At 65.5% G+C, this 23404-nt stretch carries 22 protein-coding genes; 6 read left to right on the forward strand and 16 right to left on the reverse strand.

Translation table 11 applies throughout. The annotated features are described in order from the left end of the window. Positions 1-9 precede the first annotated feature (9 nt). The 7 genes from AC3FNH_RS09755 to AC3FNH_RS09785 form a co-directional block, all read right to left on the reverse strand. On the reverse strand, positions 10-1233 hold the full coding sequence (locus AC3FNH_RS09755) for a DUF2252 family protein (RefSeq protein ID WP_488719891.1): 1224 nt from the start codon (positions 1231-1233) through the stop codon (positions 10-12). A 16-nt stretch (positions 1234-1249) separates the two neighbouring features. Further along, positions 1250-1615 (reverse strand): cytochrome C oxidase subunit IV family protein, encoded by a 366-nt coding sequence (locus AC3FNH_RS09760; RefSeq protein ID WP_276100955.1) that lies wholly within the window; start codon positions 1613-1615, stop codon positions 1250-1252. 8 nt (positions 1616-1623) lie between these two features. Further along, entirely contained in the window at positions 1624-2319 is a 696-nt protein-coding gene (locus tag AC3FNH_RS09765) for a heme-copper oxidase subunit III family protein (RefSeq protein WP_276100954.1), read from the reverse strand. A gap of 17 nt (positions 2320-2336) precedes the next feature. Continuing rightward, on the reverse strand, positions 2337-2984 hold the full coding sequence (locus AC3FNH_RS09770) for a cytochrome c oxidase subunit 3 family protein (RefSeq protein ID WP_276100953.1): 648 nt from the start codon (positions 2982-2984) through the stop codon (positions 2337-2339). After that, on the reverse strand, positions 2981-4738 hold the full coding sequence (gene ctaD, locus AC3FNH_RS09775; protein ID WP_276100952.1) for a cytochrome c oxidase subunit I: 1758 nt from the start codon (positions 4736-4738) through the stop codon (positions 2981-2983). The genes AC3FNH_RS09770 and ctaD overlap by 4 nt, the downstream gene beginning before the upstream one ends. A 10-nt stretch (positions 4739-4748) precedes the next feature. Beyond that, entirely contained in the window at positions 4749-6074 is a 1326-nt protein-coding gene (locus tag AC3FNH_RS09780) for a cytochrome c oxidase subunit II (RefSeq protein ID WP_276100951.1), read from the reverse strand. Positions 6075-6377: 303 nt separating this feature from the next. After that, positions 6378-6881, reverse strand: a complete 504-nt coding sequence (locus tag AC3FNH_RS09785; RefSeq protein ID WP_276100950.1) for a hypothetical protein — start codon at positions 6879-6881, stop codon at positions 6378-6380. A gap of 282 nt (positions 6882-7163) precedes the next feature. On the opposite strand from AC3FNH_RS09785, the gene AC3FNH_RS09790 reads away from it, so the two are divergent. Next, positions 7164-7346: a hypothetical protein gene (locus AC3FNH_RS09790; RefSeq protein ID WP_276103187.1), complete on the forward strand. Its 183-nt coding sequence runs from the start codon at positions 7164-7166 to the stop codon at positions 7344-7346. 40 nt (positions 7347-7386) lie between these two features. Next, positions 7387-7539, forward strand: a complete 153-nt coding sequence (locus tag AC3FNH_RS09795; protein ID WP_488719892.1) for a hypothetical protein — start codon at positions 7387-7389, stop codon at positions 7537-7539. A gap of 43 nt (positions 7540-7582) precedes the next feature. On the opposite strand, the gene AC3FNH_RS09800 is transcribed toward AC3FNH_RS09795, so the two are convergent. Both AC3FNH_RS09800 and AC3FNH_RS09805 read right to left on the reverse strand, forming a co-directional pair. Then, a complete protein-coding gene (locus AC3FNH_RS09800; RefSeq protein ID WP_488719893.1) occupies positions 7583-7780 on the reverse strand; it encodes a rubredoxin in 198 nt (65 codons plus the stop codon). Between the two features lie 127 nt (positions 7781-7907). Next, complete coding sequence (locus tag AC3FNH_RS09805) at positions 7908-11816, reverse strand: DUF748 domain-containing protein (RefSeq protein WP_488719894.1); 3909 nt, start codon at positions 11814-11816, stop codon at positions 7908-7910. A gap of 298 nt (positions 11817-12114) precedes the next feature. Here AC3FNH_RS09805 and AC3FNH_RS09810 point away from each other — a divergent pair, with 298 nt between their 5' ends. Then, on the forward strand, positions 12115-13425 hold the full coding sequence (locus tag AC3FNH_RS09810; protein ID WP_488719895.1) for an MFS transporter: 1311 nt from the start codon (positions 12115-12117) through the stop codon (positions 13423-13425). Between the two features lie 65 nt (positions 13426-13490). On the opposite strand, the gene AC3FNH_RS09815 is transcribed toward AC3FNH_RS09810, so the two are convergent. Next, positions 13491-14579, reverse strand: coding sequence for an extracellular catalytic domain type 1 short-chain-length polyhydroxyalkanoate depolymerase (locus tag AC3FNH_RS09815; RefSeq protein ID WP_488719896.1), 1089 nt, complete (start codon positions 14577-14579; stop codon positions 13491-13493). 262 nt (positions 14580-14841) lie between these two features. On the opposite strand from AC3FNH_RS09815, the gene AC3FNH_RS09820 reads away from it, so the two are divergent. Next, a complete protein-coding gene (locus AC3FNH_RS09820; RefSeq protein ID WP_276100944.1) occupies positions 14842-15609 on the forward strand; it encodes a Crp/Fnr family transcriptional regulator in 768 nt (255 codons plus the stop codon). A gap of 198 nt (positions 15610-15807) precedes the next feature. On the opposite strand, the gene AC3FNH_RS09825 is transcribed toward AC3FNH_RS09820, so the two are convergent. Further along, positions 15808-16143, reverse strand: a complete 336-nt coding sequence (locus AC3FNH_RS09825) for a hypothetical protein (protein WP_276103186.1) — start codon at positions 16141-16143, stop codon at positions 15808-15810. Positions 16144-16261: 118 nt separating this feature from the next. Beyond that, entirely contained in the window at positions 16262-16549 is a 288-nt protein-coding gene (locus tag AC3FNH_RS09830; protein WP_224079167.1) for a transposase, read from the reverse strand. Between the two features lie 888 nt (positions 16550-17437). Here AC3FNH_RS09830 and AC3FNH_RS09835 point away from each other — a divergent pair. Next, the gene (locus tag AC3FNH_RS09835; protein WP_488719897.1) at positions 17438-18394 is read left to right on the forward strand and encodes a LysR substrate-binding domain-containing protein; all 957 of its coding nucleotides are present in this window, start codon (positions 17438-17440) and stop codon (positions 18392-18394) included. Positions 18395-18770: 376 nt separating this feature from the next. Further along, positions 18771-19430 (forward strand): response regulator, encoded by a 660-nt coding sequence (locus AC3FNH_RS09840; protein ID WP_276100943.1) that lies wholly within the window; start codon positions 18771-18773, stop codon positions 19428-19430. 22 nt (positions 19431-19452) lie between these two features. Here AC3FNH_RS09840 and AC3FNH_RS09845 read toward each other — a convergent pair whose 3' ends face one another. The 4 genes from AC3FNH_RS09845 to AC3FNH_RS09860 form a co-directional block, all read right to left on the reverse strand. Next, on the reverse strand, positions 19453-19914 hold the full coding sequence (locus AC3FNH_RS09845; RefSeq protein WP_276100942.1) for a MarR family winged helix-turn-helix transcriptional regulator: 462 nt from the start codon (positions 19912-19914) through the stop codon (positions 19453-19455). Between the two features lie 55 nt (positions 19915-19969). Continuing rightward, positions 19970-21568: an MFS transporter gene (locus tag AC3FNH_RS09850; RefSeq protein WP_488719898.1), complete on the reverse strand. Its 1599-nt coding sequence runs from the start codon at positions 21566-21568 to the stop codon at positions 19970-19972. Positions 21569-21713: 145 nt separating this feature from the next. Then, positions 21714-21950, reverse strand: a complete 237-nt coding sequence (locus tag AC3FNH_RS09855; protein ID WP_276100940.1) for a hypothetical protein — start codon at positions 21948-21950, stop codon at positions 21714-21716. A 45-nt stretch (positions 21951-21995) separates the two neighbouring features. Beyond that, positions 21996-23120 (reverse strand): diguanylate cyclase domain-containing protein, encoded by a 1125-nt coding sequence (locus tag AC3FNH_RS09860; RefSeq protein WP_276100939.1) that lies wholly within the window; start codon positions 23118-23120, stop codon positions 21996-21998. Between the last annotated feature and the right edge of the window lie 284 nt (positions 23121-23404).

Consider the following 23404-nt stretch of genomic DNA (forward strand, 5'->3'; position numbering starts at 1 on the left):
TGCGTTGCACTACCGGGCGCCGTCGGCAGGCAGGCTGACGGCGCTGCCCCTGGCCTTGCGGTAGTCCTCCGCATAGACCTTCCACTGCGCCAGCGACACCGCATGGCCATGCCGTGCCAGGCGCAGCACTGCCTTGCGCCAGCGCGTGCCGGCGGCAAATTCCTGCAGTTGCTCGATACGGTCCGCGGCATGGTGCCCGCAGCCGCGCAGGTGCGCCCAGGCCGCGGCATGGGCCATGGTCGCGAGCACTTCGCGCAGCGACGCGGCGCTGTCGCAGTGCGCCAGGTTGACCCGGTCCGCGGTGGGCTGCAGGCTTTTCACCAGGTATGACGCACGGCCCTTGTCCACGGACGAGAGCAGCGCGGGCGATGCCGCCTGCATGATTTTCTGTATGGTCGCCACGCGCCTGCCATCGCTGCCCCAGCGTGGCTGCGAGCGGTTCGGCAGGTCCTGCCAGGCGGAAGGCGCCGCGCGCTTGATGTCGACCAGGCGCGGCATGCCGCCCGCGCGCTCGTCGCGCGCCAGCACTACGTAGCGCTCCAGTCCCAGGCTGCCGATGCCGGCCACGCGCCGCGCAACATCCTCGGCGCGGAAGCGATGGCCGTGCGGCTGGCCCGAATAGGCGTTCAGGATCTCCACGGCCCGCTTGCGGGCGTCGGCGTCGGCGGGTAAGGCGTGACTGCCATCGCAAACCAGCCGCTGCCGCCCCTTGCGCGTCTGGGTGCGTTCCGCGACCAGTTCGCCGCGCCGGCGCCGCTTGACCCGCCTCAGCAGCATGGCCACCATGCCGGTGGCGGTGGCGCGCTCGAGCCAGCGCGGCTTGCCGCCCTCCAGTACCCCCGCATATTCGGCCAGCATCGCCTCGCTGGCGCGATCCGCGTCCTCGTCGGACAGGCCAATCTGGCCCGCCGCCACCAGCACGCTGGACAGCACGCGGACCACATCCACCGTCAGCGGCGCGACCAGCGCGTCGTCGAAGTCGTTCAGGTCGAAGTAGACCAGGCCGTTGTCGCCCTTGAAGCTGCCGAAATTCTCCAGGTGCAGGTCGCCGCAGACATAGGTGGACGGCGCGTCCAGCAGCGCGTCTGCATGGCTGAGCGATGCCACGTACAGGTGATTGGTGCCACGAAAGAAGGCGAACGGGTCGGCGGCGATGGCAGCGAGCTTGCGCGTGAAGCGCTCGGGGTCGCGGCCCTGGTTGAAACGCAGGATGGCTTCGGTGGCAGGATGCATGCGTGCGGGGGTCGGTTCAGTGGAAGAAGATGCCGCGCGTCAGGAACGTGTAGTTTGCCTCTTCCGCCATCAGCCCGACAAGCACCAGCAGGCACAGTGGGGGCACCAGGATCGCGCAGATCAGCGCCATGCGCTCCCAGGCCATGTGCATGAAGACAGCGACGATCAGGCCGGCCTTCATCACCATCAGCAGCAGGATCAGCGTCCAGCGCAGGTAGCCGGTGAAGCCGACGTAGTCCACCATGTATGACAGCGTGGACAGCACGAACAGCAGCAGCCAGATCTTCAGGTAGAGGCTGATCGGATGCTGCTGGCCAGTGTGCGCGGTGTCGTCCTGGCCGTGCGCAGCGCCGGGCGAGGCGGGAGTCGGAGTCGAAGCCATGGCAAGCCTCACCAGAGGTAGAACAATGCAAAGATGAAGACCCAGACCAGGTCCACGAAGTGCCAGTACAGGCCCGCGATCTCCACGATCTGGTAGTTGCCGCTCGCCTCGTACCGGCCTCGCAGGACCTTGGTCGCCACGACCAGCAGGTAGATCACGCCGCAGGTCACGTGAAAGCCGTGAAAGCCCGTGATCATGAAGAAGGTCGATCCGAACTGGGCCGCGCCCATCGGGTTGCCCCAGGGACGCACACCTTCCTCGACAATCAGCTTGGTCCACTCGAAGGCTTGCATGCCGACAAAGGTCGCACCGAACAGCGCGGTCACCATCATCAGCAGAGCGCACTGCTTCCGCGCGCGCCGGTAGGCGAAGTTGACGGCCATCGCCATGGTGCCGCTGCTGGTGATGAGCACAAAGGTCATGATGGCGATCAGGATCAGCGGCACGTCGCGGCCGCCGATATTGAGGGCGAAGACCTCGCTCGGGTTGGGCCAGGGCACCGTGGTGGCCATGCGCACCGTCATGTAGCCCGTCAGGAAGCAGCTGAACACGAAGGTGTCGGACAGCAGGAAGATCCACATCATCGCCTTGCCCCACGACACCTTGAAGGCGCGCTGGTCGGAAGACCAGTCCGCCACCAGGCCGCGCAGGCCCGTGGCGATGGCCCCCGGCGCGGCGGGCTGCGACGAGACGTTCGAAGACATGGGCTCTCTCCTCAGCGCTACGCGGTGCCGCAGATGTAGCGCACGATCTCGGGCGTGAGCCAGCCCAGCGCGGCCAGCAGCACCACCCACACCGCGAGCAGGAAATGCCAGTACCGGGCGCACAGCACCATGCGCAGCACGGCGCCTTCACCGCTGCCCCGGAATCCCGCCGCGAAGGCCCAGCCCGCGAGGCCGCCGAGCACGTGCAACCCGTGCGTGGCAGTCAGCAGGTAGAAGAAGCTGCCGGCCGGGTTGCTCGCCGGACCGACATGAGCGGCTTGCAGCGCCAGCCAGGCCCATAGCTGCGACGCGACAAAGGCCGCCGCGCCCAGCCCGCCCAGGCGCAGCGCCCGCCGCGCCCCGGCCATGCGGCCCGCACGTGCCAGGCGCACCGCCGCCTGCATGGCCACGCTGCCTGCCGCCAGCAGCGCGGTGGACAGCCATACCTGCCACGGCAGCGCAATGCGCTGCCAGTCGGGGCTGTCCATGCGCATGGCATACGCCGTCAGGAACAGCGCGAACAGCACCGTGACCACGCCCATGAAGACCCACAGCCCGATGGAGGCGGGCGCGCCGCCGGCGTTCTCATTGCGGGTCTGGCCACCGCCCGACGGACTGCCGCCGAACTCGTCGCGGCTGACCTTGTAGAGAGCTTCGGCGTTCATGCCACGGCTCCACGGCTGGGGTGAGGTTCGGGCTCGGCGCCGCCGGCCTCGGGCGGCGCGTTCTGCGCGATGAAGTCCTCCTTCGCGCCGGGCACGCTGTAGGCATAGGCCCAGCGGTAGGCCACCGGCAGGTGCGGGCCCCAGTTGCCGTGCGCGGGCGGCGTCTGCGGTGTCTGCCATTCCAGTGACGCCGCGCGCCACGGGTTGCTGTCGGCCTTGCGTCCGTGCCTGACGCTCCAGGCCAGGTTGAAGACGAACAGCAGTTGGGCCGCTGCGACGATGAAGGCCGCGATCGAGATGTACATGTTCATCACGTGCGCGGATTCCGGAATGAACGCGTAGTTCTCGTACGCGTAGTAGCGCCGCGGCATGCCCAGCACACCCAGGTAGTGCATCGGGAAGAAGATGGCGTAGGTGCCGATGAAGGTGACCCAGAAATGCACGCGGCCCAGGTGGTCGTCCAGCATGCGGCCCGTCACCTTGGGATACCAGTGGTAGATGCCGCCGAACACCACCAGGATCGGCGATACGCCCATCACCATGTGGAAATGCGCGACCACGAAGTACGTGTTCGACAGCGGGATGTCCACGCTCACGTTGCCAAGGAACAGCCCCGTCAACCCGCCGATGACGAAGGTGCTGATGAACGCGATGGCGAACAGCATCGGCACCGTGAAGTGGATATCGCCGCGCCACAGCGTGATGACCCAGTTGTAGACCTTGATGGCCGTCGGTATGGCGATGATCAGCGTGGTGGTGGCGAAGAAGAAACCGAAGTACGGGTTCATGCCGCTCACGAACATGTGGTGCGCCCACACCACCACCGACAGCACGCCGATGGCCAGGATGGCCCACACCATGGTGCGGTAGCCAAAGATGCTCTTGCGCGAATGCACGCTGACCAGGTCCGAGACAATGCCGAAGGCCGGCAGCGCGACGATGTACACCTCCGGGTGTCCGAAAAACCAGAACAGGTGCTGGAACAGCAGCGGGCTGCCGCCCTTGTAGTTGAGCTGCTGGCCCATCGACACCATCGCCGGCATGAAGAAGCTGGTACCGAGCGTGCGGTCGAGCAGCATCATCACGGCCGAGACGAACAGCGCCGGGAACGCCAGCAACGCCAGGATGGTCGCCATGAAGATGCCCCATACCGACAACGGCATGCGCAGCAGCGTCATGCCCTCTGTCCGTGCCTGCAGCACCGTGGTGACGTAGTTCAGGCCGCCCATGGTGGCCGCGACGATAAAGATCGCCAGCGACACCAGCATCAGGATGATGCCCCACTCATAGCCTGGCGTGCCGGGCAGGATGGCCTGCGGCGGATACAGCGTCCAGCCTGCGCCGGTCGGGCCGCCCGGCACGAAGAAGCTGGCCAGCAGCACGATCACCGACAATAGGTAGACCCAGTAGCTGAGCATGTTGAGGAACGGGAACACCATGTCGCGCGCGCCCACCATCAGCGGAATCAGGTAGTTGCCAAAGCCGCCGAGGAATAGTGCAGTCAGCAGGTAGATCACCATGATCATGCCGTGCATGGTGACGAACTGGTAGTAGCGGTTGGCGTCGATGAAATCGAACTTGCCGGGGAACCCAAGCTGCATGCGCATCAGGTTCGACAGCGCCACGCCCACCAGCCCCACCACGATGGCAGTGATGGTGTACTGCACGGCGATCACCTTGTGGTCCTGGCTCCAGACATAGCGGGTCCAGAAACTGTACGGTGCGTGGTGGTCTGCATCGTCGGCGTAAGCCATGCGTCTCTCCTCACTTCGTCGCCGCCTTGGGCGAGGCGGTCGGCGGCACTACGGCGGCATTGGATGTCGTGTAGGTGCCGGAAGCCGCTGACGCCGCCTGGGAACTGACCTCGGCCGCGGTAGTGGCCCCAGCCGGCGCCCCTGCCGACGCCGGCTCCGGCGGCGCAACGCCCGCGCCCTCGCCGCTGCCCTGGGCGCGGATATACGCCATCAGGGCACCGATTTCATCGTCGGTCAGCGGTATCTTGGGCATGACCGGGCCGAACCCCTTCACCAGGCGGGCCTGCGGATCGGTGATCTCCTCTTTCAGGAAGGCGTCGTCGACCGGCGCGCTGCTGCCGTCGGCAAAGGTCTCGGTCCTGCCGAACAGGCCCTTCCACGTCGGTCCTACGCCCGGGTTGCCGTCAACGCTGTGGCATCCCGCGCATCCCTTGCTCTGCGCCAGCGCGTGGCCCTTTTCGATCAGCACGGCGTCTACGCCACTGGCTGCCCCGGCGGGCGCGGGCGGCGGAGGTGCCGCTGCCCTGGCAAGCGTCATCGCAAAGGTCGGCTGCTTTGCCAGCCAGGCGTCGAAGGCGGCCTGCTCTTCCACCACCACCATGCCGCGCATGTTGTAGTGCCCCACGCCGCAGAGCTGCGCGCACAGGATCTCGAAGCGGCCGGCCTGCGTCGGCGTGAACCAGAACGACGTCACCATGCCCGGCACCATATTCATGCGCGCGCGGAACGGCGGCACGTAGAAGTCATGCAGTACGTCGCGCGAACGCAGCAGCACCTTGACCGGCCGGTTCAGCGGCAGGTGCACTTCCGGCCCGCTGATGACGACGTTGTCCTGGCCGCGCGGATCCTCCGGGTTGAGACCAAGCGGGTTGGTGCCGCTGATGAAGCGCGGGTCGGACGTGCCAAGCTGGCCGCTCTTGCCCGGGAAGCGGAACGCCCATTGCCACTGCTGGCCGACCACTTCCATCACCATGGCCTCTCGCGGTGGCCGGACGTAGTCGGCGTAGACGAACAGACCCGGTGCGAGCAGCGCCATGACGCCAAGCGCCGTACCCACCGTCAGCCAGATTTCGAGCTTCTTGTTCTCGGGATGGTAGTCGGCACGGTGCCCGCGCTGTCCGTCGTGCCGCGGCGCATCATGACGAAAGCGCCAGACGCTGTAACCAATGAACAGGTTGATGCCGATGAAAAAGATCCCCGTAATGACCAGGGTAATGGTGAGCGTGTCGTCCATCTGCCTCCAGTTGGACGCCAGCGGGGTCGCCCACCACGGGCTCAGGAAATGAAAGAGCACCGAAGCGACGACGATGACTACGATTGCGATGGCCATCGCCATATCCAACCTCCTCCTCGCGCATGGCGAGGGATGCGGAAGTCACGCAGGGTTGAGATAAGACTAGTGCATGCCGTCAGGTCACTGCAAGGCGACACGGGCGCGTACGCTTGCCGCATTGCACAAGGGCCGCGCGGCCTGGCGCGTGCGCGGCAGGCAAGGAAAAAACGGCGGATGGGAAATCGTCGCCCATCCGCCGTCGTCGTCGCGCCGCCCGTGTAGTAGCAAATGCGCGCGGCAAAATCAGCGATCTTGCGGTGCGGCGCACATCAGGCGCCGCTCTCTATGCGTCAGCGCATACAGCGCTCAATGCGATACGTCCTTGCTTTCGAGCTTCCAGTAGGTCACAGCCGCCACCATGCCGAAGATCATGTGACCCACCAGCGTGTGCCAGCCGCGGGCATCGGCAAACCACGTGAAGAAGCGGGTCATGACATGGAAGTCGAAGAGATAGACCGCCAGGCCGAACACGGCGCCCGCGAGCAGGATCATGCGGATGCTCGAATCCAGCTGGAACGGCGCGATGATCACGGCCAGCACCATTCCCAGCACGGCGCCCAGCACGAAGTGGATGACCAGGGCGGCCGCCACGGTGCCCACGCTGAACAGCGAGGTCTGCAATACGTCCCGGCCCATCAGGATCGCCGCGATCATGCGCGTGGTGCCCCACGGATTCACGCCCGACACCATCGTGGACCAGAACAGCTCCAGCACCAGCAGCAACGCGCCGGCGGCCAGACCGGACACCGCCGCCGCGGTCCAGTCCGGCGAACGCCGCACGTAATGGTGCGAATGCATGTGAAGTTCCATAGCCACCTCCGCCTCTCTGAGTCACGGGACAAGCCCGTGTATTCGCTCAGGATAGGACACGCGGGCTGCACAGTTAGACCCGATGAGGCGAAAAAGATGCGGGAGTCCGCGCGGCGCCACACCGATCACCCCGCCAGGTGGCATGGACGGTACGCGCATATGACGCTGCAGTGCGATGCAGCACGACCCGGCGTCCGGGTCAGTACCAATGCCTGCGGCCGTTCTTTCGCCACACACTGTCTATACTGGAGCCACAAGACAGAGAGACAGGAGACCGCCATGATGTGGCATTTTCAGGCGCACGATCTTGTATTCCTGATCCCGATGGCACTGGTGGGCGTGATCGCCATGGGCTCGATCCCGGTGACCGCCAAATTCCTGCGTATCAGCTGCCGCACCATGGGTGCGCTCATCGGCGCACTAGTCGCTGTGCTGGTACTGGAGGCACTACCGCTGCTGATCTGAGCCGCAAGGCTCGGGCACTTTTCTGGAGAGAGGGGCGGCCATGTCCATCGGCCTGCTTGCCGCCGTCATGGCGGTACTGCTGTGCATGACCGTCGCGATCGCAGTGTGGCGGTGCAGCCACCCTTATCGCATGCACTATCGCCGCTGCGCGCGGCAACGCGCCGGCATCTGCCGGCACGCTGCCAGGCACTAGGCATCGCTGCCGTCAGGCGCGTTGCCGGCACATGCCCGCAACGTCACAGTTCGATCATGGCGAATTCGCCCTTGCCGACGTCACATTCGGGGCAGCGCCAGTCATCGGGAATATCCTCCCAGCGCGTGCCCGCGGCAATGCCCTCTTCCGGGCAGCCCAGTTCCTCGTCGTACACCCAACCGCAGATCACGCAAACCCAGGTCTTGTAGGCGACTGCCGCTTCCAGCTGATCCTGCTGCAAAACTTTCTCCCAGAGCAGCCGCCCACTGGCGGCCCGATACATTTTCCGGGCCGAATCATACGCGGTTTTTGCGATGCACGAGCGCGCGGTGGGGGCCGGCGCCGCACGACGCCGGCCACGGGTGCGCTTACTGGCGGACCGAGAAATCCACCCGGTTCGGCGTGCCCTTGTCCTTGATCCCCTCCGCGCTCAGGTGCGGCGCGGTCAGGAACAGCCGGTCTTCCGGCACCTTGCCGTCACGCTCCAGCGCCTGCTTGACGACCAGCGCGCGCTGGTCGGCCAGGTGCCTCAGGTCGGTATCCGACACCGTGGCATTCGCCATCAGCAGCTTCTCCATTTCCTCGGGCGGCAGCGACTTGGCAAAGCCCACGAAATTGCGCGGCTTCTTCATCGAGGTGCGCTTGTAGACCTCTTCGAGATACTTCGGATACTCCTGCTTCGACACCTTCACGTCGGCGCCCTGCTCGCCCGCTTCGTTGTCGCCGGCTTCTTCGCCGTCCTGCGCGCTCTTGCGCAGGTCGCGCCGCTTCTGCTCGGCCACGCGGGCGTCGAGCCATGCGCGGCGGGCACCGGCTTCGTCGGTGGCCGGGTCGATGCGGCCGCTGATTTCCAGCTTCAGCGACGGCCGGTCATTGAGCGCCTTGGCAACCGTGGCCACCTTGTCCTTCGCCGCAGGCGTAAGCGTTGCCGTGCCGGGGGCGAATTCCACATAGCCAAGCTCCTCGCCACTGCCGCCACCGAACGCCGACCCGATCAGCGCGAACGGCGACGTAATCGCCTTGGCCAGCAGGTTCACGATCACGCGCACGATCACGCCGCCGATGCTGAACTGCGGGTCCGACAGCGAACCGGAGACGGGCAGGTTGACGTCGATCACCCCGTGGCGGTCCTTTAGCAGCGACACCGCCAGCAGCACAGGCAGCTTGGTCGCGTCCGGGCTGTCGACCTTGTCGCCGAAGGTGAGCTGGTCGAGGTACAGGTGGTTGCTCGCGTCGAGCTTGCCCTGGTCGATCTTGTAGGCCACGTCCACGGTCAGCTTGCCCTTGGTGATCGGGTAGCCGGCGTACTTGGCCGCATACGGCGTCAGGCGCGTGAGTTCCACGCCGGACGCCTTGGCGGCGATGTCCAGGAAGAGCTGCTCGCCGAGCGGGTTGATCTTGCCGCTGATGCTGACCGGCGCATCGTCATCGAGCCGGCCATTGAGCACGAGGTCGGCCGGCGTCGGGTCGCCCGACGACACCTTCGACACCGAGCCCTTCATGCCGGTCAGGTTGGCGCTGTAGTTCGGCTTGACGAAGAAGTCCGAGAAATTGATGTTGCCCTTGTCCACCGACACACCGCCGATCAGCACCTGCGGCTTCGGACCCGCGGCAGCCTGTGCGGGCGGCGTCGCTGCCGGCGCGGAGGCCGCTGGCGCCGAGGCCGGGTTCGCCTGCGTCAGGCTCGTGGCCGGCTGCGCCTCGCCCTTGGCCGCGCCGCCCGCCATCACGTCCTGCAGGTTCAGGCGGCCGTTGGCGTTCAGGATCACGCGCGCATAAAAATCCGACAGCGCGATATTGTTCAGCGTCACGCGCATCGGGCCCTTGCCGTCGTCCATGTTGAAGTCGATGCCCGACACGGCCAGCGAGCGCCAGCGCAGGAAGTCATCGCCGGTCACGCGGTCCACGGTGCGCACGTTGGCCAGCTGCGCGTTGCCGGCAAAGCGCGCGGCAATCGGCTTGCCTGGTGGCGTGCTGAGAGCCAGCCTGCCCTTGACAGTCAGCGTGCCGCTGCGCAGCGCCGCGTTCAGGCGATCGCCCACGTAGGGCTGCACCGGCGCCAGGTCGATCTCGCGCAGGTCAAGCTGCAACTGGCTGGCCGGGGCCGCCGGCAGCACATTGCCTTCCATGCTGATCATGCCGCGCTTGCCCGTTTCGGCATGCAACTTGACGGGCACCGCCGCGGCCGCCAGCGGCCACGCGATGGCACCAGTGGTCAGGCCGATATTGCGGTACTCGAGGATGACTGGCCGGCCCCGGTTGATCTCGGCCGGCGCGTAGTCAGCTAGCCGGGCCGCGCCGCCGTCGAGCCCCACCTTGCCGAGCCGCACCTTCCAGCCACCGCCGGCGGGCGGTGCCGCGCCGTTCGCCGTGGTGGACGAAACGGGCGGCTGCCTGCGTTCGGCCCGGGTCTGGCGCGCCGATTCGCTCGCCCAGATACGCGCCATTTCCAGCAGCTGCCCCTGGTAGTCGCGCGTCGCCGCGATCTGCGGCTTGGTGAGCGCGAGCTGGCCCGCCTCGAAAGTCTGTTTGGCCAGGTCCAGGCCGATGTCGTCCAGCACCACCTTGTCGGCCTGCAGCAAGGGCAGGTTCGCACCTTCGCTGTCGGTCTCGCGCGCACGACGGGCGCGGCTGGCGCGCTCGGCCCGTTCAGCACGCGCCTGGCGCGCCGCCGGCTCGCTGGACGAAGCGGCGGCCGCCGGCATGGCTACCGGCTCGCGCGTCGCGACATGCAGCGGCGCCAGTTCCAGCCGCGACTTCTCGAGCACGAACTGGAACACGGGCTGCGCCCACGACATCCGGTAATGAAGCTCCGCGTTGACCGCGGTGTTGCCGAACTGGGCGCGCAACTCGCGCGGCCACCAGGACGCAAACCCCTGCGGCTGCAGCCCCGTGGTTTCCAGCGTGCCGGCCAGCGTGCCCTGCCGCATTGACAGTTCGCCCCTATGCGTAAGCGTCTGGCCGTCGGCTACGATGATCGTGGCCTGCAGCCTGGTCGCCTGGTCGGCCTCGGCACTGGCCAGGCCATTCACTTCGGCATCGATGGGACCCAGCGCCAGCTTGCCCGGCCCGGACGGCGCCAGGTCGTCTTCGAAGCCGATGCGAGCCTGCTTGAGCCTGACGCGGTCGACCGCGTAGCGCCAGGCCTCCGCTTGCGGCTTTGCCGCGGCCGGCGCCGATGCGGGCGCCGCCGGCTGGGGCGTGGCCTCGGCGGCGGGAGCAGCCTGTGGCAGGAAGGCCGTCGCCAGGTTCAGCGAACCGTCCGTGCGGCGCGCCGCGGCCACGTTCAGCCCTTCGACATCGACACTGCGCAGATGCGCGCGCCGCGCCAGTGGTTCCACGCGGTCGATGTCCAGCGCCAGCTTGCCATTGCTGAGCAGCGGCGCGCCCGCCAGCGTGCGCACGTCCAGCTCGCGCAGCGCCGCGGTGCCCGACACGAAGATGTCCTGCTTGTCCTTTTGCTGGCGGAAGCCCAGTGTCAGGCGCGTGTCGAGCAGGCCGTGCCTGACCTCCGCATCCTTGAGTTTCGGCACGAACGGCATGAAGCGTGCGACATCGAGCCCGTCGAGATTGACGTTCAGATGCGTCTCGCGCGAATCGGCAAACGGCAGGACCGTGCCATCCAACGCCAGCGGCGTGCCGTTGATGTGCGCGCTGAGCGTGGGCCGCGTGACGATCTCCACATCGTGCGGCAGGTTCGACAGGAACGGCAGCGTCAGCGTCAGGTTGTCGACGCGCACGGCCGAGCCGGCCACCTTGTCCTCATAGGCCAGCGTGCTGCCGGTCAGCGCAATGTTGTTGACCGAGAAGCGGGCCGGCTTGGCATCGGGCGGCTTCGGCGGCCGGGCGGCCAGCTTGTCCTGGATATCGGCAAAGCTCATGCTGCCGTTGGCCTCGCGCATCACATGCACGGCCAGCCGGTCGATATGCAGCGAATCCACCACCGGAGCGAGGTGCCAGACCGAGGCCAGCGACGTGTTCGCCTCCAGCTCGCCCAGCGTCACCGCGGCGGTCTTCCCGTCGCGTTCGTAGATGGTGAGGTCGTTCAGCGTCGCGCCCAGTTCGAACGGACGCACGTGCGCTCTGCCCAGCGTCACTTTGCGGCCGAGCGCCTCGGTGGCGTTCTTCTCGATCAGCGACTTGATCAGTGGCGGACCGCCGAAGTAGCCCGCAAGCCCAAACACCGCCAACGCGGCCACCACGCCGCCGGCCACGCGCGCGGCCAGCTTTCGCCGCGGCGTAGCCGTGGCGAACTGGATGGAACTCTTGATTTCCATGTCATTCCCGATGAATCTGACCCCGCTCCGGTGACGCACCGCACTTTTGTGCCCCGGATTTCACATTTTTTTGACATTATCGCAATGCTTCCACGCAAAGCAAAGCTATCAACTTTTGTCTTATCAACAAGACAAGCGCCGATCTGATATCTTTACGCCTTTGCGAAGCGTCTCGTCGCAAGCCTGCGGCTTACCCGCCACGTAGTGCCTGCTTCTCCCGCGCTGTAACCCCGGCCACACCCTCCACGCAACCCGTGTTGTGCGCTTCGCATGAGATGCCTTTCATGCGAGTCCATTCATGTCTACCACCAGCAGTACCGCTCCGATCGCAGGCGCGCAAGCCCGGCCCGCGCGCCCCCTGACGGGGCAGGATTACAAGACCCTCTCCCTCGCCGCACTGGGCGGCGCCCTCGAATTCTATGACTTCATCATCTTCGTGTTCTTCGCGACGGTGATCGGACAGTTGTTCTTCCCGCCGTCGGTGCCCGACTGGCTGCGGCAGCTGCAGACCTTCGGCATCTTCGCCGCGGGCTACCTGGCCCGCCCGCTGGGCGGCATCATCATGGCGCACTTCGGCGACCTGCTGGGCCGCAAGAAGATGTTCACGCTGTCGATCCTGCTGATGTCGGTGCCCACGCTGCTGATGGGCCTGATGCCGACCTACCACACCATCGGCCTGCTGGCCCCGGTGCTGCTGCTGGTGCTGCGCATCCTGCAGGGCGCGGCCGTGGGCGGCGAAGTGCCCGGCGCATGGGTGTTCGTGTCGGAACACGTGCCCGCGCGCCACGTGGGTTATGCGTGCGGCACGCTGACGTGCGGGCTGACCGCGGGCATCCTGCTGGGTTCGCTGGTGGCCACCGGCATCAATTCGGTATTCACGCCGGCCGAGCTGGCTGACTGGGGCTGGCGCGTGCCGTTCCTGATTGGCGGCGTGTTCGGCATTGCCTCGATGTACCTGCGCCGCTGGCTGCATGAAACGCCGGTCTTCGCCGAACTCCAGAAGCGCAAGGCACTGGCGGCGGAAATGCCCCTGAAGTCGGTGGTACGCGACCACCGCGGCGCAGTGGCGGTGTCGATGCTGCTGACGTGGATGTTGTCCGCTGGCATCGTCGTGGTGATCCTGATGACCCCGACATTCCTGCAGAAGCTGTACGGCTTCGACGCGCGCACGGCCCTGGTGGCCAACAGCGTGGCCACGCTGTGCCTGACCTTCGGCTGCGTGATCTCGGGCGCGCTGGCCGACCGCATCGGCGCGCGCCGGACGCTGTTCTTCGGTGGCCTGCTGCTGGCCGCAAGCGCCTACGCGCTCTACACTACCATCCACACGCGGCCGGACTTGCTGGTGCCGCTTTATGCGCTGGCGGGCTTCCTGGTGGGCACCATCGGCGCGGTGCCGTTCGTGCTGGTCAACGCCTTCCCGGCGCAGGTGCGCTTTTCGGGCTTGTCGTTCTCGTACAACCTGTCGTATGCGATCTTCGGCGGCCTGACGCCGATGGTCGTCACGCTGATGCTCAAGAGCGATCCGCTGGCTCCCGCCCATTACGTGGTCGCGGTGTGCGCGCTGGGCATGGTCACTGCACTGTTCGTCAAGGACCCCGCGCGCGGCTGACGCCGGCCCTTGCGTGGCTGCAATGAAGGAGGGCCTGGCGCCCTCCTTTTTTCATGGGCGTTCCGCTAGCGCCGGTGCTCGCGAAAGAACTCCCACATCATCGCGCTGGCATCCGGGCCAATGGCGCTGTGGTAGTGGTAGTCGCCGTCGCCACCGCTCCAGGCGTGGCCCAGCCCTTCCACTTCCACCAGCGTGACCAGGTCGTGGCTCCAGCGCCCGAAGCGCGCTTCATGGAAATGCCCGGCCGGCATGCGCACCTGCGCCTCGGGAATGCCGCCCAGACGGTCTTCCAGGCGGTTGTAGGCCAGGAACTGGCGCGCCAGCAGACGGCCGTTGACCGGATGGACAGCATCGTCGTCGAGGCCGTGTATCACCATCGCCGGCAACTCGGGGCCACCTGGCGTGGCACCGACTGCGTCGAGCAGGATCGCCGGATCGGTTGCCGACCCGTGCAGCATGGCCTTGAGGCCCGCGCGCGGGTTATCGGCCGCGCCCACCACGACTCCGGAATGCAGGCCTACCGCCGCCACGCGCTCCGGGTAGCGCAGGGCCACCACCGCCGCCATGGCCGCGCCAGCCGACATCCCGGCAACGTAGACCTGGTCGTCGCACACGTCGTGGCGTCGCGCCAGCGTTTCGATCAGTGTCGCTACCGCCTGCGCTTCCCGGCCGCCCTCGCCGGCGGCAAGGTCGAACCATTGCCAGCAGCGCTGGAGCTGGCGCCGCAACGGCTGCTGGGGATACGCCACGATAAAGCCTTCATGCTCGGCCAGCGCGTTCATGCGCGTGCCGGCGGCGAGGTCGTCCGGGGTCTGCCGGCAGCCATGCAGCATCACCACCACCGGCAGTGGACCGCGAAAGCGTCGCTTCGCGCTGGCCGGCACATAGAGGTGATAGGAAAGCTGCGGCACCAGCTCACCGGGCAGCGGCGCCAGGCGCAGACGGTGTGATTCCCAGCTGCCTGGCAGTTGCGGCACGGGATGCCGCGGAGAAAGCGGCGCACCATGCGGCGTCCGGATACGGCGCCGGGGCGCCAGCGGGCTCAACGATTCAATACGTTCCAGCCACGATTTCACTTGTGCTTCGGTCTGGGCCTGCGCCCGGCTGAATCGCCGGAATTGCGCCTGCCAGTCCGTGGCGAGGCTTTTGGCCATGAGAACTCCTGGTCGCGTGAGACGTAATCTCCCCCGGTGTTCTGCATATTGTTGCGACGCAGCATAGCACATGGACCGCCAGGTCAGCCCCGAGCGTGGCTTTTTCGCACTCCTTGAAAAGTGGCGAAGTGCGGCAAACGGCATCTCACCAGAACGAAAAAATTCAAGCGGAACAACGAAAGAATACAGATCGCAGGTAGATAGCAGCTGTTGTAGTGCATTTATACTAGGTCTCGTATCGCCTCCACAGCCGCCCCTTCCCATGTCCGGCTCGCCTACCTGCTCGCTTTGCCTCTTTCGCCATGTCTGCCGTGACGCACCCGCGGCGGATCTGTCGCCAAATGCGCAGAAGCCCCTGCAGCCAGCACATGCAACCGTGACCGCGGGCGACGCATTCTTCCGCCAGGGCCGCCCGATAGCGGCGGTATATCCGCTGCGGGAAGGCAGCGCCAAGCAGGTCTATGAATCACCGCTGGGCTGGCGTCAGGTAACGGGATTTTCACTGTCCGGAGATGTACTGGGCCTGGAGCCGAACGAAGCGCCGGCCTACAGCGTCAGCAGCATCGCCTTGCAGGACACCTTGTGCTGCGTCGTGTCGATCGAAGCGCTGCGCTCGCATATGGCCGACCCTGCCTTCCGCAATGCCGTGCTGGACGTGATGCGCCATCAGGCCGAACGCGAGCGCATCCTGCTCGTCGCGGTGGGCTCGATGAAGGCCGCACAGCGGCTGGCCATGCTGCTGCTGGACCTGGACGCCGAACATCGGCGCCGCGGCGGCGCCGACAGCCCGCTTACGCTGACGATGTCACGAACCGACATTGCCAGCCTGCTCGGCCTGACGCTGGAAACGGTGTCGCGCCTGCTGTCGCGCTTTGCCTCGGTGGGCCTGATCTCGGTACGGCAACGACGCCTGCGGCTGATCGACCGCGATGGCCTGGCCGCGGTCTATGCGGAGCTCGATCCGATGCCGCGGCACGGGCCGGTCGCCATGGCCGCGCAGGCCGTAGGCGACGAGCCCCATCGGTTCTAGTTCACTGCGTGGCGCCGGCCACCGCGCCTCAGCGATCGGCCACACGCAGACTCGGGTTGGAATTCGACCATTGCGCGGCCGCCGCAACATAAGCGGTGCTTGTTCGCTTGCCACAAGAATGCAGTCCACCGACCGCGCGCAGCCATGGCCGCCTTGGCAGCCCTGCCCTTGTACCGGCTTGCGCAGCCCGTCCCAGCATCATCGGGGCTGCTGTGCGCATTCCTGGCGGTATGCCTCTTCCAGGCGCTTGCGGTCCGCCTGGCGCTCCAGCGTCGGATACGTGCGCCCGTCAGCCGTGGTGACCGACGACTTGCCGGTCGACCACTGCTGCCCCGCGGGCAGCGCGTTGATCTGATCAAGCAGGGACTGGCAGCGCTGGCGCTGCGATACCGACAAGGTGCCGTCAGTGGATGCCGCCGGTGCCGTAGCGCTGTCGACCATGCGGGGCGGTGGCGGCGCGACCATTGGCGCCGGAGGTGGCGCATCCGGCGCAGCCCAGGCCCGCGCGGCAAGCAGTCCTGTGCAGGCCATCATGCATACCTTGCGACAAATCACCTTGTTCAATTTGAGACTCCGGGACAAGCGTACCGCTTGCATGGGGCGACGCGCGGACGCGTGCCGGATCCGTATCGGATCCGAGATGGATGGACGGTCAGCGGTCCTTCCCGCTGCCGCTGCGGCCAGTACGGTTGCGCAGCAGCTCGAGCTTGAGCAGCGCATCCGCCAGCATGCTCTTGAGCCGGGCGTTCTCCTCCTGCAACTCGCGCAGTTTGCGCCCCTCGCGCGCATCCCCCTGACCAGGTTGGCCATAGCGTGCGCGCCAGCCATAAAAGGAAGCATCGCTGAAGCCGTACCGCGCGCACAATTCGCGCACCGGCACGCCGCTGGCGGCCTCGGCCAGATAGGTGCGGATCTGCTCTTCCGAATACCGTCTGTTCACCGATTCTCTCCGCTACGCAACATCCCACGCGCGCCGGTAACTGTGCCCGACCCTGCCCGTACGTTAGCCCACCGTCGAGTCAAAAGGCAATTCAACGTCTTTGCTGGGCGAGTTAAGCAAATTGTGCGAGCCGGCGCTCGTATGAGCGCGGCATCGTCAAGCCAGGAGCATCGGGCAAAGCCGGCGGTGTGATGCACCGGATGATTGCAGCGATCGGAAGCACGCGCGCCATCAGCCATGCCGGTCTGTCTTGTCCAATTTGGAATCCAAATATTCCGCAAAGGACGGCGCTGGAATTTCAGTACGGTTTTCTAATGGCGTGCAACCCGCCGGGCGGGAGCCAGACGCGAAGGTGCACAGGCTATCTCCCGGCTATCTTCCCTTGTGCCCAGCAGGTTTCAGCCATGTGTTCATGTTCGAACAAGCGCTCCTGAGGAAGCGTGCACTGCATAACGGAATGTCCATCGCTTTCTAGGAACTTTCCGAATGTTGTATTAAGATTCCTCGGCATCAACTAAATTTCGTACGCCCGCAGACGGCGCTCCATGGAGCACGCAAAGATGGGCGGCCCGCCAGTTCTCCACCGGCATGTACACGCCCGGTGACACTGCAGAACTGCCGGCAAGCATGGGCCTGAAGGATTGAGGAGTCACTGCGCCATTTGTCGACGTCAGTCGCACATTTAGGAGTTGTGTCATGCTTCTTGGAAGCCAGATCCGCCGCAGCCAGCGCTCGCCGGTTCCCGTTCCCGCAGCCACGGTAAGCCCTGTTTCCGCCCGCGAACCCGACCGCTGAGGTTCGCGGGCGCGGCATGCCTGCGCCGCGCACGGCTGTCACATTGCCGAGCAAAAAATAAAAGAAAAAATCCATGGATCGGGAGAAGTCAGCATGCGTCATGTCAGCACGAAGTTGTTGCACGTCTTTGTTCTTGTCATGGAGTACCGTGACCTGAGCGCAGTGGCGGCCTGCACGCAAGGCCGCGTACCAACCGTCGCTTACAGCCTGGCACGGCTGCGCGAGATCACCGGCGACCCGCTCTTCGTCAAGCGCAACGGCACGCTGGAGCCAACGCCGCACGCGCTGCGTCTGGAACAGACCGCCAGGCAGATCCTGGCCAAATGGAGCCAGCTGGTACGGCCAAACGAAGTGGCCACGGAAAAGAGCCGCCATGGCCGGCGCCTGTCGATCGGCTTTTCCTCGTCCATTGGGGACCCGGTGATCACCGAGATCCTGACCACGCTGTGCGAGCAGTTTCCGCATGACAGTTTCGTAACGAGACCAGTCATTGCCGATGCCACGCTCGCCGAGAGCCTGGACAATGGAGCGCTCGACTGCGCTTTCGTGGTCGACGGCGGACACAACCCGGAAAAGGTGTTGCCGCACAACATTCTGGCCACGCCGCGCAGGCTGGTCAGCGCGATGCGCGCCGGCAGCGCCGACGACAGCGAAAGCGACTGGATCCTGCTGCAGGAAGACTGCGAAGCGGGCAGCCCGCTGCGCAGCTTCCTCGCGCGCCAGGCCAGCACACCCGGCCACCGTGAAACGGTTGTGCCCTCCTGGCACACGCAGATCACGCTGCTGCATTCGGCCGGCGGTATCTGCCCCGTGCTGGATTTCAACGTGCCACTGGTCACGCGTGATCGCAAGACGCGCCTGCTGGCACCGCCGAGCAGCTTCCCGGAATGGGCCGCGCTGCATTTCTGGGCCCCCGAACGCGCGCACGACAAGAGCGCCCTGCGCGACATCATGGATGTGGGCAGTGCAGTCCTGCGCGACCCGCTCAAGGCCATCGACAGCCGGCGCAAAGGCCGGCAAGACTCGCCTCGGCACGCTGCCGCGGCCTGAACAGCGGCCGGACGGACGTTCCGGGATCCGCTGCGCTTCCAGCCGTTTGCGGTAGCGCAAGCCCCCTGCGTCGCGCACAGCCTTGCGCAGTACCGGCTGCCCGCTGCCGCACGCCACACCGGCATTGCGGGCGGCAGCTCCCTCGTCAGCACCGCGACTTTTCGGTGCCAGTATTTGCGAAATTTCCTAGTCCGCCGTAGCGGTGGGGCCAGTATTCTGGGCCCGCACTGCCGTGTCGCGGCCGCCTCCCGTTTGGCTCGAGACTCCGGCACGTGCGCAGATGTTGATGCGTCCTTCACGCCGCACGCCGTCATGACGTGCGGCGATTTTTTGGGCGCAACGCAGTCTGCCATTCCCACGACAAGGAGCCCGCGCCATGACACTGAAAATCCTGCTGGCCGACGACCATCCGGTCGTCTGCGCTGCTGTCCGGGACCAATTGCAGACGCAGCCCGGCTGGGTGGTGTGCGGCGTGGCCACCAGCGCCACCGAGTTGCTGAGTAGCGTCGAGGCACTACATCCGGACATCGTGATCACCGACTATCACATGCCCGGCCCCAGGGACTCGGATGGCATCCGGCTGATCTCCACGCTGCGGCGGCGCCATCCGACGGTTGGCGTGATTGTGCTCACCATGATCACCAATCCCATGATCCTGCGTTCGATTCTCAATGCGCGCGTCCATGGGCTGATGCTGAAGGACGCGCCGCTGTGCGAACTGGTCACCGTCGTCGCACGCATCCAGCGGGGCTTCAACTACATTGGCAAATCGGCGCTCGAGATCCTGGCGCAAACCAATCCGGACAGCCTGCTCGAACCCGGACAGCAGGTTGCGCAGCGCCTGTCGGTGCGTGAAACGGAAGTCATCCGGCTCTATCTGAGCGGGCGCTCGGTCAGCGAGATTGCCGCCATCCTGTGCCGCAGCGTCAAGACCATCAGCCGCCAGAAGAACTGCGCCATGCAGAAGCTGGGGGCCAGCAATGATCGCGAGCTCTTCGAATGCGCGGCACGCCAGGGCATCCTGCTGCCGAGCTAGCAAAGCGTATTGCGCCGGCCCCTCACTGGGCGTCGGCCAGCTCCGCGGCGCGGGCCACGGCATCGGCAATGCCTGCCTCCAGCTGGGCCAGGCCTCTCGAAAGTTCGATCATGGTCGACTCGGGGACGTTCTCCAGAACATCCTGGAGAAAAGCCGAGCGCAGGGGAAGCTTGCCTTCCACCATGGTCCTTCCTGACGCGGACAGCGTGACATGCGTGACGCGGTTGTCGCGCTCCGAGGTATTGCGCAAGACCCAGCCCAACTCCTCCATCGCCTTGAGTTGCCGTGTCAGTGCGCCCGGGTCCATGCTCACGCGCTCGGCCAGGGCCTTCTGCGCGATGGCATCTTCCTGCGTGTGCAGCGCAAACAGGATGCGCCAGCGCGGCAACGGCAGCCCGATGCGCTGCTCGAAAGCAGACGCATAGGCGCGGTAGGTCCGCCCGAACTGCTGCAGTACCGCCAGGCTTTGTCGCTCCAGTTCCATCCATTCTCCCGAATTCAAGGCCGCGGCAGGTCATTCATGCCGCGCCACGGTAGTCTCAGTCAGCCGCCATGGCCGGTTGCTGACCGGCACGCGCCAGCCTGACCGGCGGCACGCGTCGCGCACGCCACAGGCCCACCAGCGCGGCAACCGCGGCAATGACAAGCCCCAGGTGGATCGCCGTCACGAGGGAAACACGCGACTGCTCCAGCAGCAAGGCGCCATTGTGCCCTGCCTGCTGCAGTTCGGTCAGCAAGCCTACCTGCGCAGCCTTGTCGATCAGTATCTGCGGATCCGACATTCGGCTGAGCCAGCCCAGGGCATTGGCCGATGCCAGCGACTGTTCCACGCCAGCGGTATAGGAGCGCGTCACCATCGTGCCGACGATCGCAGTACCGATCATGCCACCGACCATGCGCAACGACTGCAGCATCGCCGTGGCGATGCCGAGGTGCTCCCGGCCGACCGTCTGCTGCGCGAACACCGTCAGGTTCGGCATGATGAAACCCAGCCCGAACCCCGCCATCAGCATGATCGCCAGCAGCACCGGATGCGACATGCTGCGCGTGGCCTGTGACAGCGCTAGGCAGCCGGCGGCCAGCATGCCGAAGCCGGCGAACAGCATGGCGTTCGGATGGCGGATACGCGTAATGATGCGGCCGTTTACGATGCTGCCAGCCGTGATGCAAACCACCAGCGGCGTCACCAGCAGACCGGCGTCGCGGGGCGAGTATCCGAACCCGCCCTGCAGCAGCAGCGGCGCGTAGATCAGCAGCGCGAACATAGTAAAGCCCACCAGCACTGCAAGCTGGAATAGCGGCGCCACGCCCGGGTGCCGGAACATGTCCAGCGGCAGGATGGGATTGGCGCAGCGGCGTTCCCATTGCCACAACCCGATCAGCGCCGCGACGGCTGCGACCAGCAGCCCTGCGGTCAGCCAGTCGACGCCGCGTTGCGGCAACAGTTCAACACTCATCTGCATGCAGCCCAGCCCCACGCCGATCAGCACGGCACCGAGCCAGTCGACCCGGATCGGCTCGCTGTGCGACTGCTGGCGCAGATGCGGCAAGTAGCGCCAGACGAACCAGAGGCTCAGCGCCCCCACCGGCAGATTCACGTAGAACACGCTGCGCCAGCCGTACAACTCGGTGAGCACGCCGCCCAAAGACGGCCCGATCGCATTGGCCACGCCAAACGCCGCGCTCATCAGCACCTGCCAGCGCAGCCTGACATGCGAGTCCGGGAACAGATCCGGAATGCACGCGAAGGCGGTGCCCACCAGCATGCCGCCGCCGATGCCCTGCAAGCCGCGCGCCGCCACCAGGAACGGCATGCTCGTCGCCATGCCGCACAAGGCGGAGGCCACCGAGAACACGACGATGGACGCCAGCACGAAGGGCTTGCGGCCGTAGTAGTCGCCAAGGCGCCCGAAGATCGGCACGGTGATGACGGACAACAGCAGATACGACGTCGCGACCCAGGCGTAGTACTCGAATCCCTGCAGCTCGGCGACGACCGTCGGCAAGGCCGTCCCGACCACCGTCTGGTCCAGTGCCACCAGCATCGACACGAAAGCGACTCCCAGCATCGCGAGCAGCGACTCGCGAAACGGGAGAACCTGCCCGCCACCATGTCCTGGTTGTGCACTTGACGTCATTTTATTGCCCAGTCAATCGTTGTAATGTCAATTATTATAGGATGAGTTGGCGAATTTTGTGGGGAAGGATCACACAGCCAGTGGGTTCCGCAACACGCAGCCTTAGAAAAGGATTACGGCTGCCATACAACGAATTCGCCGTTTCTCACGGCCGCCGCTTTCTCCACTCATAATCAGCCGGCGGATCCGCAACCCCCGCTCGTCCAACCGAGTTCGGGTTTTCCGAGCACAGTGTCACAAAGCTCACCGGCTCGCCCGCGTGCTGGCGCTGGCGCAGCGTTTCAGTCAGGCGCAGCGCTTCGCGCATTGCATCACCCGGGAACGACTGTGCGTGCGGCGTGAGTCCGGTCTCATGCGCTTCGGACCAGTAGACCATGTACATGAAGCATCCTCTTGGTAGGGCCCGGCGCTCACATGCGCCAATCACTCAGACCCGGTTTCCACAATAGAAGCGGAACGCATTCTTGCCCGCATGCTTGGCCGCGTACATGCCGTGGTCCGCACATGCCAGCAGCTCCGCCGGCTCCGTTGCATCGTCGGGAAACACGCTGATGCCAATACTTGGGGTCACGGACACCGTTTGGCCTTGCACCTGCTTCAGATCAGCGACTACGTGCAGCAGCAATTCCGCAAATGCGGCCACCCAGTGCCGATCGGCAATATCCTCGAGCACAATCGCAAATTCGTCGCCACCCAGACGCGCGACAGTATCGGACTCACGCACCGCTTCCCTCAAGCGCTGCGCGACGGCAATCAGCGTTTCATCGCCAACGCCGTGCCCCAGCGTATCGTTGATCGCCTTGAATCCGTCGAGATCGAGAAACATCACTGCAGCAAGGCTCGATGCACGCCGGGCACGAGCAATGGTTCGCGCCAGGCGCTCGCCCAACAGCATGCGGTTTGGCAAGCCAGTCAACGTATCGTGCGTGGCAAGGAAACCGAGACGTTCCTCCTCCTGCTGGCGTTGCGTGATGTCCGAACATACCGCGACAAAATTGGAATACGAACCGCCCACGCCGCGAATGCCGCTGATGGACAAGGATTCCCGATAGATCGCGCCATCCTTGCGCCGGTTCCACAACTCCCCGCGCCACTGGCCGTCTTCCTTGAGCGCTCGCCACATGTCGCGATAGAACTCCGGGGGCTGGCGTCCGGAACTGAACAAGCGCGGGGTGCTTCCCACCAGTTCGTTCACGCCGAAACCGGTCAGCCTGGAGAAGGCAGGATTGACCTTCTCGATGACTCCGCTTGCGTCCGTGATCATCAGGCCGTCCTGCGTCAGCTCAAACGCCTGTTCCACAAGCCATTGGCTGGTTCGTGACTTCCGCAATGCGTCATCGTGCTTGCGAATGAGATAGACCGACGTTCCAAGGAAGACGATCAGTCCCATACCGGATATGACGGCCGTCTGAATGTAGATGATGCCGTTGAGGACCTGCTTGTCGAACTCCGCCGTCAGGTACACGCCGCCTCCGACAAGCAACGCTGCGACGAGCGCGGCAAATGCCATCGCGCGAATGACACCGTAGCGAGCCGTGCGGACATGCGTCATCGGAATCCTGGGTAAGCGTCGGATCGCACCAGAACCACCCCGAGGGGTTTCCAGGTACATCCATCCCCGCAAGTTACCGGCAACGTAACGCCTTATCGATAAGGCAGATTGACCCAGGTCAGAGAGAGTTTAGGGGGCTTGCCGTCAGCCGATAACAAAACGCCATCGATACGATCTCTTCGCTCGCCGCCGCCCCAAAGCAAAAACCCCTCGCAGCACACGCTGTCGAGGGGTTTTGCATTGTAAGAGCCTGGCGATGACCTACTTTCACACGGGTAATCCGC

This window comes from Cupriavidus sp. 22TCCZM01-5, from assembly GCF_057798915.1.

What these genes read in the sequence shown, in the direction of transcription:
- AC3FNH_RS09755 (WP_488719891.1), bottom strand. Translation starts at nt 1,233, where the DNA reads ATGCATCCTGCCACCGAAGCCATCCTGCGTTTCAACCAGGGCCGCGAC.
- AC3FNH_RS09760 (WP_276100955.1), bottom strand. Translation starts at nt 1,615, where the DNA reads ATGGCTTCGACTCCGACTCCCGCCTCGCCCGGCGCTGCGCACGGCCAG.
- AC3FNH_RS09765 (WP_276100954.1), bottom strand. Translation starts at nt 2,319, where the DNA reads ATGTCTTCGAACGTCTCGTCGCAGCCCGCCGCGCCGGGGGCCATCGCC.
- AC3FNH_RS09770 (WP_276100953.1), bottom strand. Translation starts at nt 2,984, where the DNA reads ATGAACGCCGAAGCTCTCTACAAGGTCAGCCGCGACGAGTTCGGCGGC.
- ctaD (WP_276100952.1), bottom strand. Translation starts at nt 4,738, where the DNA reads ATGGCTTACGCCGACGATGCAGACCACCACGCACCGTACAGTTTCTGG.
- AC3FNH_RS09780 (WP_276100951.1), bottom strand. Translation starts at nt 6,074, where the DNA reads ATGGCGATGGCCATCGCAATCGTAGTCATCGTCGTCGCTTCGGTGCTC.
- AC3FNH_RS09785 (WP_276100950.1), bottom strand. Translation starts at nt 6,881, where the DNA reads ATGGAACTTCACATGCATTCGCACCATTACGTGCGGCGTTCGCCGGAC.
- AC3FNH_RS09790 (WP_276103187.1), top strand. Translation starts at nt 7,164, where the DNA reads ATGTGGCATTTTCAGGCGCACGATCTTGTATTCCTGATCCCGATGGCA.
- AC3FNH_RS09795 (WP_488719892.1), top strand. Translation starts at nt 7,387, where the DNA reads ATGTCCATCGGCCTGCTTGCCGCCGTCATGGCGGTACTGCTGTGCATG.
- AC3FNH_RS09805 (WP_488719894.1), bottom strand. Translation starts at nt 11,816, where the DNA reads ATGGAAATCAAGAGTTCCATCCAGTTCGCCACGGCTACGCCGCGGCGA.
- AC3FNH_RS09810 (WP_488719895.1), top strand. Translation starts at nt 12,115, where the DNA reads ATGTCTACCACCAGCAGTACCGCTCCGATCGCAGGCGCGCAAGCCCGG.
- AC3FNH_RS09815 (WP_488719896.1), bottom strand. Translation starts at nt 14,579, where the DNA reads ATGGCCAAAAGCCTCGCCACGGACTGGCAGGCGCAATTCCGGCGATTC.
- AC3FNH_RS09820 (WP_276100944.1), top strand. Translation starts at nt 14,842, where the DNA reads ATGTCCGGCTCGCCTACCTGCTCGCTTTGCCTCTTTCGCCATGTCTGC.
- AC3FNH_RS09825 (WP_276103186.1), bottom strand. Translation starts at nt 16,143, where the DNA reads ATGATGGCCTGCACAGGACTGCTTGCCGCGCGGGCCTGGGCTGCGCCG.
- AC3FNH_RS09835 (WP_488719897.1), top strand. Translation starts at nt 17,438, where the DNA reads ATGCGTCATGTCAGCACGAAGTTGTTGCACGTCTTTGTTCTTGTCATG.
- AC3FNH_RS09840 (WP_276100943.1), top strand. Translation starts at nt 18,771, where the DNA reads ATGACACTGAAAATCCTGCTGGCCGACGACCATCCGGTCGTCTGCGCT.
- AC3FNH_RS09845 (WP_276100942.1), bottom strand. Translation starts at nt 19,914, where the DNA reads ATGGAACTGGAGCGACAAAGCCTGGCGGTACTGCAGCAGTTCGGGCGG.
- AC3FNH_RS09850 (WP_488719898.1), bottom strand. Translation starts at nt 21,568, where the DNA reads ATGACGTCAAGTGCACAACCAGGACATGGTGGCGGGCAGGTTCTCCCG.
- AC3FNH_RS09855 (WP_276100940.1), bottom strand. Translation starts at nt 21,950, where the DNA reads ATGTACATGGTCTACTGGTCCGAAGCGCATGAGACCGGACTCACGCCG.
- AC3FNH_RS09860 (WP_276100939.1), bottom strand. Translation starts at nt 23,120, where the DNA reads ATGACGCATGTCCGCACGGCTCGCTACGGTGTCATTCGCGCGATGGCA.